The sequence below is a fragment of the Amycolatopsis sp. NPDC051372 genome, from assembly GCF_040682095.1.
Taxonomy (GTDB): Bacteria; Actinomycetota; Actinomycetes; order Mycobacteriales; family Pseudonocardiaceae; genus Amycolatopsis.
The window spans coordinates 1-11,907 of record NZ_JBFBAF010000008.1; the positions used below are offsets into that span (position 1 = coordinate 1).

The window sequence follows — 11,907 nt, forward strand, 5'->3', positions numbered from 1 at the left end:
GCCATGGGCTCGTTCGTCGCGCTCTACAACGCCGCCGGCTTCCGCCTCACCGGCCGATCGCACCGCCCCATCCGGAAGCCGGCGCGATCTCGCTGGTGGGTCGCCTCGGCAGGGTGAGTTGGGTGGGAATGTGCAGGTGTGTGTGGGCGAGCGAAGGTGAGTGGGCAGGAGGTCCGCGACCACGGGTGTGGGGGCCGGGGGTGAGCGAGCAGGCGGTGCGCGACCGGGGGCGGGAGGCCGGGATGAGGGAGTAGGTGGTGCGCGACCGGGGGCGGGAGGGCGGGGTGAGGGAGTAGGTGGTGCGCGAGCCGGGGTGAGTGGGGAGGGGCGAGTGAGGAGGTTCGATCGTTTGGCGTGATCGTTCGAACAAAAGGATTGTGCGTTGCCGAGGTTGCTGTGCGACCATGCGAGTGCCGAACCCGAGGAGGATGCGCCTGCGATGACCGAATCATCCCTGTCTGCAGGTTTGCCGCGCGCCGCGCGGTTTGCGACGTGGAGCTTCTTCGCGCTCAACGGGTTCGCCGTCGGCATGTGGGTGGTGCACATCCCCGTCGTCGAGCGGGCCACGGGGATTTCGCACACGACGCTCGGCGCGTTGCTGCTGGTGCTCGGCGGTGCGGCCTTCGTCGGGATGCAGGTGTCCGGCCCGCTCGCCGATCGGTTCGGCCATCGCCGCGTGGTGCCGGCGGCCGGTGTGCTGCTGGGCCTGGCGCTCTTCCTGCCCGGGCTGGCCACCAGTTGGTGGGCGCTCGGGCTCTCGCTGGTGGTCTTCGGGTTCTTCAACGGCTCTCTCGACGTGGCCATGAACGCCCAGGCCGTGGTCGTCGAACGCGCCTATCCGCGGCCGATCATGGCGGCGTTCCACGCGATGTGGTCGATCGGCGGCGCGCTCGCGGCCGTGGTCGGGGCGGCGGTGCTGGGCACCGGGATCCCGACGGCGGTCACGCTGAGCGCCACCGGCGCGTTGTGCGTGGTCGCTTCGCTGGCTGCTGGGCGGCTCCTGCTCGACTCCGGGCGCGGCGAGCCCGAAACCGAAACAGGAACCGGCCCCGCGCCGGTCACGCCGAGCCGGACTCCATCGCGTGTGGTCTGGCTGCTCGGCGCGCTCGCGTTCGCGCTGATGCTCGCCGAGGGCGTCGCGAACGACTGGGCCGCGCTGCACCTGCAGGACGTGCTGGGTACGTCGGCGAGCACCGCCGCGCTCGCGTACGGCTCTTTCGCCGTGGCGATGACCGTCGGCCGCTTCGCCACCGACCGGGTCGCCGCGCTGGCCGGGCCGGTCGCGGTGGTGCGCTACGGCTCGGCGCTCGCCGCCGTCGGCCTCGCCACCGCGTCGCTGTCGCCCTGGGCGCCGCTCGCGCTCGTCGGCTGGGCGATCTTCGGCCTCGGTCTCGCAGGTGGCGTGCCGCAGCTGTTCACCGCGGCCGGCAACCTCGACACGCGGGCGTCGGGTGCGCTGATGGCGCGGGTCGTCGGACTCGGGTACGTCGGGCTGCTCGCCGGCCCCGCCCTCATCGGTGGGCTCACGCGGTGGATGCCGCTGAACGTCGCGTTCGCGGTGCCGTTCGCGCTCTGCGTGGCCGCGGTGGTGGCGGCGCCGGTGATCGCGCCGCGGCAGGTCCGCGAACCGGCCGAAGTCGGCTGACGGCGCTCAGCCGCAGCGTTCGCCGCTGCGGACGTTGCCCCCGCCGACGAGCGTGAACACGCTGTCATCCGGGGCGTCACGCAGGTGCAGTGTGCACACGATCTGCGACACGGCCAAGGAAGACAGCGCCTGCACGTCGGTGGCCAGCTGCACGGTGACCTCCGACGCGGAGATCATCACGGTGGCCGGCAGGGCGGACTGCGGGACCTCGGTGGTGAAGCCGGACGCCTTCTCTGCCGACGTCGGCCCTTGTACCAGCGCGTCGATCAGCGCGGAATCGGTCTGGTCCAGACCGGGGCGCTGGACCCGGGCGACCACGCCGTCGGCGACGAGGTAGATCGAGCTGACCGCCGGCGTGCCCGGCGCGGTGGACCGCGGGCCGCTCGGCGCGGCGTCGCCCGAGATCGCGCCGCTCGGCTGCACGCCGCACGCGGTGGCGGCCAGCGCGACCAGCACGAGCGCCACGTACCCGAACGACCTGGTGGCGCGCCGGATCACGCCTCACCGCCCGGGTTCAGCGGGAGGCGCAGCGTGAAGATCGCACCGCCTTGCGGACGGTTGGCGGCGGTGAGCTCGCCGCCGTGCAGCTTGGCGTTCTCCCACGCGATCGCGAGCCCGAGTCCGCTGCCCTCGGAGCGGCTGCGCGCGGTGTCGGCCTTGTAGAAGCGGTCGAACAGGTGGGGGAGCACCTCCTCTTTCAGCCCCGGGCCCTCGTCGGTGACCTCGATCATGAGCGATTCCTCGGCCGCGCTCAACCTCAGCCGGACGGGCGGCGCTCCGTGGCGCAGCGCGTTGCCGACGAGGTTCGCGACGACCACATCGAGCCGGCGCGGGTCGAGCCGCGCGCGGACAGCCGGCGGCAGCTCCGTGGCGACGGCGTCGACCCAGCCGCGGGCGCGCAGGGTGGCGCCGATCGCGTCGGCGACGTCCACCTCGTCGAGCGCGAGCGACGCGGAACCGGAATCGAAGCGCGTGACCTCGATCAGGTCGTTGACCAGCCGGGTGAGATTGTGGGTCTCCTGGCTCACCAGCCGCACCGCGCGCCCGGCGATCTCGGGCAGGCCGGCGACCTCGGCCTCGAGCACCTCGGTGACCGCGGTCATCGCGGCGAGCGGGGTGCGCAGCTCGTGGGACACGTCGGCGACGAACCGCCGCGCGTCGGACTCCATCCGTTCCAGCTCACCGACGTGGTGCTGCAGCGACTCCGCGGTGGTGTTGAACGTCTTGCCGACCTCCGCGAGCTCGTCGGTGCCGTGGATGGTCAGGCGCGTGTCCAGGTCGCCCTCGCCGAGGCGGTGCGCTGCGCGACGCAGTTCGCGCACCGGCCCGAGCACGCTGCGGGCGGCCGCGAGCGCCAGCAGCAGCGCCAGGATCACCGCGCCGGTGCCGGTCAGCCACGCACTGCGGGCCAACGTGGCGATGCTCTCGTTCTCGGCGTCCAAGGGCTGCAGCACGAAGACCTCGATCCCGGACGGATCCGTCTCGTGTGACTTGCTGGTCGTGAGCCGCAGCTGGGTGCCGATCAGCAGCCGGGTTTCGCCGCCGACGGCCACGCGCTGCCAGCCGATCTCGCCCCGCCCGACGATCTCCTTGACGTCGTCCGTGATCACGGACGAGGGCAGATCACCGCCGGAGACGCCGCCTGCGGTCACGAGCGCGTTGCCGGTCCGTCCGGAGATCGCGCCGGCGACGTGGTCGAGCTGGTCCTGGGACGGCTGGTCCACGGGCAGCGGGTAGAGCAGCTGGATGCGGCTGGTCAGCTCCCGCACCGCGTTGTCCTGCGTGTTCGTCAGGATGGTGTTGCGCGCGGTCCGGTACCCGAACCCGGCGACGGCGATGGTCGTGAGCACGCTCAGCAGCACGAACGCGAGCAGCAGCCGCGTGCGCAGACCCCAGCCGGGCCAGAGCTTGCGGAACCGGGCGCCGGTCACAGGGGCCCGAAGCGGTACCCGAACCCGCGCAGGGTATGCACGTACACCGGGGCCGCGGCGTCGTCCTCGATCTTCGCGCGCAGCCGCTGCACGCACGCGTCGACGAGCCGCGAGTCACCCAGGTAACCCTGGTCCCACACGGATTCCAGCAGCTGCTGGCGGCTGAGCACCCGGCCCGGCGACGCGGACAGCTCCAGCAGCAGCCGCATCTCCGTGGGCGCGAGGCTGACGGGGCGGCCGTGTTTGCTCACGACGAGCCCGTCTCGGTCGATGGTGAGGTCGCCGTGGCGCTCGACCTCGGGTTTCGACGTGCCCGCCTGGCGCTGCTCGCCGCCGGTGCGCCGCAGCACGGCCTTGATCCGGGCCTCGAGCACGCGCGGCTGGGCGGGCTTCACCACGTAGTCGTCGGCCCCGGCCTCGAGCCCGGCGACCACGTCGATGTCGTCGTTGCGCGCGGTGAGCATGATGATCGGCAGGTCACCGCTCGCGCGGATGCGCCGGCACACCTCGAACCCGTCCATCCCGGGCAGCATCAGGTCGAGCACGACTACATCGGCCGGGCCCGCGCTCAGCCGCGCGAGCCCTTCCTCGCCGCTTTCCACCGCGTCGACGGTGTGACCCTGGTAGGTCAGGGCGATCTGCAGGCCGTCTCGCACGGCCTGGTCGTCTTCGATCAACAGCACCCGGGGCATGTCTCCCACTATCGCAGCGCACTTCCGGGCCCGCCCGTCCGGATTCCCCGGACAGTCCACAGCGGACACCTCCCGAGAGGATCCGCGTCCGGTCTCATCGCGGGGTGCGCGGAATGTCATGGTTGCGTAACAGCCTCATCCGTGCGCAGCTGTTACAAAACTGTCGGGGTCCGCGTACACGACTTCGACCGTCGGCGCACACGGGGCCGCGACCGTGGACACCATGACCGAACTGCTCCGCTCCCGTGCCGCGGCCTACGCGACGGCCGCCCGGTTGCTGGCCGTGCTGCTGCTGCCGGTGGCCTTCGTGAGTTCGCCCCACCACGCCCGCCGGCTCGCCTGCCGGTGGGCGCTCGCGCTGCGCTACCCGGCGGAGGACCTGGCCGGCCTCACGGCCGCGGCGCGCGAGGCGTTCGTGGCGGCGCGTACCGACGCGTTCTGGCGCGACGGGCAGCTGATCGGCCTCACCTCCGGCCATCGCGACGCCGCCCGGCAGCACGCGATGTTCACCGCCGAGGTCCGGCGCACGGGTTCCGTGTGGGCGGCCCGCCGGCTCGTGCTGCCGCCCGAGGAGTCGGCCCACGTCGGCGGCTTCGCGCTCGACGTACGGCCCACGGAAGGCGCGCAGTGGCTGGAACGCCACGGCGCGGCCTACGACCTGCACCGCCGCTACGACAACGAGTGGTGGCACTTCGAGTACCACCCCGACACGCTGCCGATCCGCCTGCCGCACCCGGGCGTGGCCGTATTGGTCAGAACCGCCGGGTGAACGGCATCGGCTTGCGCATGCGGATCAGCAGGAGCAGGGGCACGAGCACGTACCAGATGTTGAAGGCCAGGAACTTGACCGGGTTGCCCGTGCGCATCGCCGGGTCGCCGAAGAACTCCACGCCGAACACGACGACGCCGGTGAGCGTCACGATCATCGTCGCGTAGATCACCGCGAAGAGCTGGATCCAGTTCTTGCCGGCGAGCAGGCATACGACGAGCACGACGTAGAACGGCATGTACACGAACGCCGAGAGCCCCGTGACGATCCGCATCCAGTCCGGCGGGTGCATGAAGAGGATGTCGGCGTCGTGGGCGTACCAGTAGTTGGAGTTCACGAAGAAGTTGTCCGACGGGCGCGAGAAATCGACGCCCACGGTCGGCAGCAGGTCGCTGATGAGCGAGGTGATCGTGAACGCGGCGAACACGATCGCGAAGAAGATGTCGATCCCGCGTCGGCGCAGCGGCAGGTTCATAGGATGATCCTAAGCGGGCGGCTCGGGCGGTACTCGGGCAGTAGAGTGCGGGCATGAACGCGTTCCAGGCCTGCCTCTGCGTCTTCGCGGGTGTCTGCGCCCTGTGCTGGGTGCTCTCGGTGATCACGCGCGAGTACTCGTGGGTGGACCGGATCTGGTCCCTGGTGCCCGTGGCGTACGTCGCGATCTTCGCCGCCTTCGCAGGCTTCGCCGACGCGCGCCTCGACGTGATGTTCGTCTTGGTGCTTCTCTGGGGTTTGCGCCTCACCTTCAACTTCGCCCGCAAGGGCGGCTACGCCCGCGACGGCGAGGACTACCGCTGGGTGGTGCTGCGCGGGAAGATGGCGCCCTGGCAGTTCCAGATCTTCAACTTCTTCTTCATCACGATCTACCAGAACGCCATTCTGCTGCTGATCACGCTGCCGGCGTGGACGGCCTTGGAGTATCGGTCGCCGTTCGGCGTGGGTGATGTGATCGTGGCGGTGATCTTCGTCGCGTGCCTGGTGGGGGAGACGGTCGCGGATCAGCAGCAGTGGAACTTCCACCAGTGGAAGAAGCGCGAGCAGGACGCCGGGCGCGTGCCTTCGCCGCGGTTCCTGCAGAGTGGTCTGTTCCGCTTCTCGCGGCACCCGAACTTCTTCTTCGAGCAGGCGCAGTGGTGGCTGATCTTTGTCTTCGGGGCGGTGGCCTTCGGCGGGATCCCCTGGACGATCGCGGGCGCGGTCCTGCTGACACTGCTGTTCGTGGGCTCGACGATCTTCACGGAGACCATCACGCGGGGGCGGTACCCGGAGTACGCGGAATATCAGAAGCGGACTTCGGCTGTCGTGCCGTGGATTCCTCGGAGCCGGGTTCCGGTGGGCTGAGTTTCCTTCGCTTCGCCGGCGGCGTCAGCTTTCGTCGGCGAACTCGATGTGATCCGCCTGCAACTGCGGCGGCCGGTAGCGCATCCCGTCGAGCTGGGCCCCTTCGAACCTGACGTCGCCGTCGAACGTGGCGTCGACGAACGTGGTGTAGCTGGCGAACGAGACCCCCTCGAACCACGCCCGCTCTCCGAACCTCGCGCGGTCGAAGTACGCGCTCTGCGCGGCCACGTCGTCGTCGAACACCGGCGCGACCATGAACCCCGCTCGGTTGAAGTTCGCACTGCGCGCGAAGATGGCGTCGCTGAACCGCACGATGCCGCGGAAGAGGGCTTTGTCGAACCGCGCGTTGTGGGCGAACTGCGCGCTGCGAAATGCCGTGGTGCCCACGAACTCGGTGTCTTCGAAACGAGCTTCGCCGTGGAATTCCGCGTTCTCGAATCGGGTACTGCCCTTGAACGTGGCCCGGGTGAACCAGGCGTCGCCCGCGAAAGTGGCGCCGTCGAACCGGGTGGTGCCGGTGAAGCGCACCTCGTGGAACCAGGCGTCACCGGCGAACCGCGTGGCGGCGAAGCGGGCATTGTGGAGCTCGCAGCCATTCAGCGGGAAGTCGATGAGCACCGCGCCGGAGAGATCGAGCTCGATGCCGGCCCAGAACCGATCACCCTCGTCGGCCGGCACGAGGTGCCGCACGAGCAGCCGTTGCGCGGTCAGCCGCACTTCACGTTCTTGCAACTGGTCGCGGTCGGCATCGAGACCGGCGCTGGACCCGGGCAGCTCGTACGGCATGCGCAGGTAGGCACTGATGACATCGGCGATCGTCTGGCGCAGCTGCGCGTTGTCCTGCGCCAGGCGGTCGAGCGCGTACAGCCCGGCGAGCCGGACCGGTGCCTTTTCCGAACCCAGCTGCTCCACGGCTTTCAGGTAGAGCTCGTTGATCCGGCGTTCGGTGGCGTCGTGCCGCGCGGCCCGGTCGGCCTGTTCCCGGAGCCGCAGTTCCGCGCGCTTGGTCGCCAGATCGTGCTCGGCGTCTGCTGCCGCCTTGCCGCGAGCACCAGCGCCAGAGCGCCGCCGGTGCCGACCACGATCGTCCCGACGGTGCGGATACCGTCGAGCCGAGCGCGATCGGCGTCGGTGCCGTGGCCGTACAACGTGAGCAGGACCCAGCAGGCCACCGTTGCGATCGCCACCATCAGAACGCCGCACAGTGCGATCGTCCGGTTGGACAGCGTCCGGCCCGGGTGCGGTCGAATCCCTGCGCCGGCGAGCGGTTCCGCGGTGGTTGAAGGGATTTCGGCCACGACTTCCATGATCGCAGTTCCCGGAAGCGGGGAAAGGTGCAATCGGGTGGTGAATCCGAACCCCCGGGGGCGCTGTCGCGAGTGTCCTCAGTAGACGCTCACTCCGTGAACGAAACCGCCAAGCCGCCACCGCCCGTCTGCGGGGCGCCCGCCGGGCGGACCGACACCTGCGGCTGGTCCTGTTCAGGAACAGGCGTGGTGGTCGGCCGAGGCTTGGAAGGCGACGAAGGCCGCGGCGTAACCGAAGAAGGCGGCGTCCCCGCAACAGTGAATGTCGCCGTCGCCACGCGGCCGTCTGTGCAGGGGAACGTGGCGGTGTACGTGCCGGGGCGGGTGGCGGCGGTGCCGGTGCCCCCGTGGTGGCCCCAGTTGCCGCCGAGGGGCCAGGGGATCGGGGCGGCGAAGCCGGGTGAGGTGACGGGGCCGGCCGGGTTGCAGCCGTTGCCCTGGGCGGCATAGGTTTCCACGTGCATTTCCCCGCCCGGTGCCACTTCCGACGGCCACAGGGACCAGCCGACGTCACCTGGTGCCACAAGCGATGCGCTCAGCAGGGCCGCGCCCGTGAGAAATTCCGTGAACATGTCGTCCTCCCCGAGACTGTGTACCGAACACGTTCGGGGAGGACGGGTGGTTGCCGCTAGCGGTCGTAGAAGTTCGACGGTGGTTCGTTCCACTGCTGCGTCGGCGCGTCGGGCCGCGTGGAGCGCTTGCGGCGGTGCAGGGTGCGTGCGTTGGCCGCCATGCTGTTCACCACGATGGCGATCACCAAGCCGATCACGAGGTTGATCGCGGCCGTCGCGTATTTGGCGCTGGGTTCGACCGTCAACGTCAACGGCAGGACCACCGCGATCAGCGTCACGAGCACCATGATCCAGCCGAAGAACTGGCTGGGCGCGGGCGTCGCGACGCTCAGCAGGTGCATGAGGCCCGTGGCGAGCAGGGCGGCAAGAGCGGCGGCGAGCGCATACGCGGCGGTGCTGGCGCTGCCCCACGCGCCCTCGCCTTTGGGGGCGAGCACGGGGACGTCGAAGATGCCGCGGGCGATGAGCAGGCCGACGATGGCGACGAGTGCCGCCACCACCGCCGTGGCGACGCCGCCCGCCCACAGCCGCGCCGCGTCGATGCCGGGCCGGGCGTCCTGGTCGTACGGGTTCTGCGCCATCACGGATCCCTCCGTCAACGAAGCTGTCCCATTCGATTGTCGTCCTAAGCGGGCTCGTTCGCCTGCTCGAGTTTCGCGACGCGCCGCAGGCGGAAGGACAGGACGACGAGCATGATCCCGTACAGCAGCGCATAGATGCCCACGAGCAAGGCGATTCCGTACGCCCCCGCGATCGGGTGGATGAGCACCAGCACGCCCGCGATGACGGACACCGCGCCGGCCACGATGAGGAACGCCTCGCCCGTGATCTGCTTGCGCAGGCGGATCGCGGCGACGATCTCGGCGACGCCCGTGACCACCGCCCACGCCCCGACGAGCGTCGCCAGCACGAGGATGGTCGCGCCGGGCCACACCAGCGCGATCACCCCGGCGGCGAGCCCGAGCAGACCCAGCAACGCGTACGCGAACCGGTGCGCGCCGTCGCCCGGTCGGAACGCCTGCATGAACGCACCCACAGCGTCCACGAGAGCGTAGATACCGAAGACGAGCGCCAGCGCCAGCACGGTGACGCCCGGCCAGATCAGCGCGATCACGCCGAACACCACCGCCAGCACACCGCGCACGAGCACCAGCGGCCACGTCTGCCGCGGGTCCATCACGAGACCACCGACTCCAGCAGAGATGTGTGCGGACATGCTTGCCTCCCGAGCACGATGCTGACCTGGGAAAACGTTAGCAGCGCAGGAAGATCCAAGCACCGCTTCGTTGTTCACCCGATCGGTGACGAAGTGTCCGAAGAGGACGTCAGAAGCTCACCGGCAGCCCGGCGAGCCGCCACGTGCCGGGGTCGGGCGCGCGCCGCACGTCGCCCAGGCGCAGCTCGGGAAAACGCTCCAGCAAGCCTCGCAACGCCACCTCCGCCTCCACGCGCGCGAGCGCCGCGCCGAGGCAGAAGTGCGGGCCGTACGCGAACCCGAGGTGCCCGCCCTCGGTGCGGCGCACGTCGAGGCGGTCGGGATCGGTGAACACGCGCGGGTCGCGGTTGGCCGACGCGATCGCGGCCGACACGGGCTCGGCCGCCCGGATCGCCACGCCGTGCAGGGAAAGGTCCTCGGTGGCCTGCCGGGGAATCGTCAGCAGCTGAGGTCCACACCACCGCATCAGCTCCTCGACCGCCGTCGGCCACAGTTCGGGTTCCGCGCGCAGCACGGCGAGCTGGTCCGGATGGGTGAGCAGGGCCTCGACGGCGTTGGCGACGAAGTTCGCCGGCGTCTGCCCCGCGAGCACCAGCTGCCAGACGAGGGTCACGAGCTCGGGTTCGGTGAGGCCTTCGGTCCCGGCCAGCAGTTCGAGGAACTCGCTCGCCGGCGGCGTGGTGAGGCCGCGCGCGCCGTCGATGATGCCGGGTACCGCGGCGGCGAAGCTCTCTCCCGAGCCGGCGACCACGTTCTGGCCGTAGCTGTGCCAGCGCGTCCGATCCGCCTCGGGCACACCGACGAGCTCGCAGATCACCTCCATCGGCAACGGCTGTGCGAACCCGGTCAGCAGGTCGGCGCCCTCGGCGGGGAGGCCGTCGAGCAGCTCGCCGACGATCGGCTCGATCCGCGGCCGGAAGTCCGCCGCACGGCGCGCCGTGAACGCGGGGGAGACGAGACCGCGCAGCCGCCGGTGCTCCGCGCCTTCCATCTCCTGCATCGTCCGCAGGTACGCCCGGCAGTGCTCGGGCACGTCGAGCGCCTGGTAGCTGCCCGGGCCGAGCGCGAAGCGCGGGTCGGTGAGCATCGCGCGCGCGTCGGCGAGGCGGGTGAGGACCCACAGCGGGCCAAAGCCGGGGCCGACGAGCTTGGCCACGGGGCCGTGCTCGCGCGCGGCGCCGTAGACGGCGAACGGGTCGCGGTGGACCGCGGGGTCGGTCAGGTCGATCTCGGGGACGTCGCTCACGGGCGCTCCTCATTCTGGATGTCCGAATCAGATGGTCTCATCATATGTACCCGAGCGCTATCGTGACCAGCACGGGAGCACGAGGAGGACGATGGCCCGGCTGACCAGGGCGGAGGCACAGGAGCTCAACCGCGCGAAGGTGCTCGCCGCCGCGCGCGACGAGTTCACCGAGCGCGGCTTCCGCGAGACGAAGATCGACGTGATCGCCGAACGCGCCGAGCTCACCCGCGGCGCCGTCTACTCGAACTTCCCCGGCAAACGCGCGTTGTATTTCGCCGTGCTCGCGGAGGAGGCCGAGCGCGTCGCCGCCGAGCCCCCGGCTTCGGACCCCGGCCTCACGACCGCGGAGGCCCTGGGTGCCCTCGCCCGCGCCTGGGTCGCGCGCCTGCCGCTCGCCACCGACCCCGGCCCACGTCTCGGCGTGGACCTCGGGCCGGAGATTCTCGCCGACGAGCTCACCCACCGCCCGTACGCCCAGCTCTTGCGCTTCGAAGCCGTCGTCCTCGGCCTGGCCCTCGAACGGCTCGCACCGGCCGCCGGCCGTCTCGTCCGCGTCGCCGAACTCGCACTGACCACGTTGCACGGCGCCACCGGCCTGGCCGCGGCCGCGCCGGGCTTCGGCGAACCGTTCAACGTAGTGCGCGCGTGCGAAGCCCTGCCCTCCCTTGGGCTGGACGACATGTGGCCCGCGGTCCCACCGATCGTGGCGCACGCGCAGCCGGTGGACGAACCTTGGGTTCCGCCCGCGGCGTTCGACTCACTGCGGTCGCGGCCGGCCGAGCTGTCCGGTGACGGTGTCGTCGCGATCCTCGGCCTGCACCGGCTTTCCGCCGCGGAGGAGGCCGTCCGCGCCGCACCTGCGGACGCTGCCGTGACAGTCGCCGTGGTGACGGGTTCGGCGCCGGAGCTGGCGCCGTTGACGCACCTCGCGCTGGCGGAGCTGCGTGGTCACCTGCGCCGGGCTTTCCCGGCTTCGGCGTGGCCGCGCCTGCAGGTGCTGCGCGACGACGCCGGCGCGGTCGCGTCGGCGGCCGGGGTTTCGGCGGTGAGCGATGCGACCGAAACGGCGGTGCGGATCACTTCGAGCCGGATCGTGCGCCGCGCCGAGGGGTTCGGCGCCTGCCACGCCGCGGCGACGGGCTGAAAGAAAACCGGGCCGCCAGTCCGAAAAGGACTGACGGCCCGGTT

Annotated in this window: 14 protein-coding genes; 4 read left to right on the top strand and 10 right to left on the bottom strand. The window is 70.8% G+C overall.

The annotated features are described in order from the left end of the window. Positions 1-439 precede the first annotated feature (439 nt). Positions 440-1,645, top strand: a complete 1,206-nt coding sequence (locus tag AB0M56_RS13930; protein ID WP_364174967.1) for an MFS transporter — start codon at positions 440-442, stop codon at positions 1,643-1,645. A gap of 6 nt (positions 1,646-1,651) precedes the next feature. Here the strand turns inward: AB0M56_RS13930 and AB0M56_RS13935 are convergent, their stop codons facing one another. Genes AB0M56_RS13935 through AB0M56_RS13945 form a run of 3 tightly spaced genes read right to left on the bottom strand, consistent with a single transcriptional unit; the run spans position 1,652 to position 4,268 of the window. Then, positions 1,652-2,143 (bottom strand): hypothetical protein, encoded by a 492-nt coding sequence (locus AB0M56_RS13935; protein ID WP_364174970.1) that lies wholly within the window; start codon positions 2,141-2,143, stop codon positions 1,652-1,654. Then, positions 2,140-3,576, bottom strand: a complete 1,437-nt coding sequence (locus tag AB0M56_RS13940; RefSeq protein ID WP_364174973.1) for a HAMP domain-containing sensor histidine kinase — start codon at positions 3,574-3,576, stop codon at positions 2,140-2,142. The genes AB0M56_RS13935 and AB0M56_RS13940 overlap by 4 nt, the downstream gene beginning before the upstream one ends. Next, a complete protein-coding gene (locus AB0M56_RS13945; protein WP_364174976.1) occupies positions 3,573-4,268 on the bottom strand; it encodes a response regulator transcription factor in 696 nt (231 codons plus the stop codon). The genes AB0M56_RS13940 and AB0M56_RS13945 overlap by 4 nt, the downstream gene beginning before the upstream one ends. Positions 4,269-4,491: 223 nt before the next feature. Between AB0M56_RS13945 and AB0M56_RS13950 the strand changes: the two genes are divergently transcribed. Next, positions 4,492-5,037 carry a D-alanyl-D-alanine carboxypeptidase gene (locus AB0M56_RS13950; RefSeq protein WP_364174979.1) on the top strand — a complete coding sequence of 182 codons (546 nt, stop codon included), beginning with the start codon at positions 4,492-4,494 and terminating at the stop codon, positions 5,035-5,037. Here the strand turns inward: AB0M56_RS13950 and AB0M56_RS13955 are convergent. After that, a complete protein-coding gene (locus AB0M56_RS13955; protein ID WP_364046391.1) occupies positions 5,021-5,512 on the bottom strand; it encodes an emopamil-binding family protein in 492 nt (163 codons plus the stop codon). The two genes, AB0M56_RS13950 and AB0M56_RS13955, sit on opposite strands and share 17 nt — an antisense overlap. Positions 5,513-5,565: 53 nt before the next feature. Here AB0M56_RS13955 and AB0M56_RS13960 point away from each other — a divergent pair, with 53 nt between their 5' ends. Continuing rightward, complete coding sequence (locus tag AB0M56_RS13960; protein WP_364174982.1) at positions 5,566-6,378, top strand: DUF1295 domain-containing protein; 813 nt, start codon at positions 5,566-5,568, stop codon at positions 6,376-6,378. A gap of 24 nt (positions 6,379-6,402) precedes the next feature. On the opposite strand, the gene AB0M56_RS13965 is transcribed toward AB0M56_RS13960, so the two are convergent. The 6 genes from AB0M56_RS13965 to AB0M56_RS13990 form a co-directional block, all read right to left on the bottom strand. Then, positions 6,403-7,290 (bottom strand): pentapeptide repeat-containing protein, encoded by an 888-nt coding sequence (locus AB0M56_RS13965; protein ID WP_364174985.1) that lies wholly within the window; start codon positions 7,288-7,290, stop codon positions 6,403-6,405. Positions 7,291-7,295: 5 nt separating this feature from the next. Beyond that, positions 7,296-7,685, bottom strand: a complete 390-nt coding sequence (locus AB0M56_RS13970; RefSeq protein WP_364174988.1) for a hypothetical protein — start codon at positions 7,683-7,685, stop codon at positions 7,296-7,298. A gap of 89 nt (positions 7,686-7,774) precedes the next feature. Next, positions 7,775-8,257 (bottom strand): hypothetical protein, encoded by a 483-nt coding sequence (locus AB0M56_RS13975; protein WP_364174991.1) that lies wholly within the window; start codon positions 8,255-8,257, stop codon positions 7,775-7,777. Positions 8,258-8,313: 56 nt separating this feature from the next. Beyond that, complete coding sequence (locus AB0M56_RS13980; protein WP_364174994.1) at positions 8,314-8,838, bottom strand: DUF6069 family protein; 525 nt, start codon at positions 8,836-8,838, stop codon at positions 8,314-8,316. Positions 8,839-8,882: 44 nt separating this feature from the next. Then, complete coding sequence (locus tag AB0M56_RS13985; protein ID WP_364174996.1) at positions 8,883-9,473, bottom strand: HdeD family acid-resistance protein; 591 nt, start codon at positions 9,471-9,473, stop codon at positions 8,883-8,885. A 109-nt stretch (positions 9,474-9,582) separates the two neighbouring features. Continuing rightward, positions 9,583-10,719 (bottom strand): cytochrome P450, encoded by a 1,137-nt coding sequence (locus AB0M56_RS13990; protein WP_364174997.1) that lies wholly within the window; start codon positions 10,717-10,719, stop codon positions 9,583-9,585. Between the two features lie 91 nt (positions 10,720-10,810). On the opposite strand from AB0M56_RS13990, the gene AB0M56_RS13995 reads away from it, so the two are divergent. Further along, entirely contained in the window at positions 10,811-11,863 is a 1,053-nt protein-coding gene (locus tag AB0M56_RS13995) for a helix-turn-helix domain-containing protein (protein WP_364175000.1), read from the top strand. The last annotated feature ends 44 nt before the right edge of the window (positions 11,864-11,907 follow it).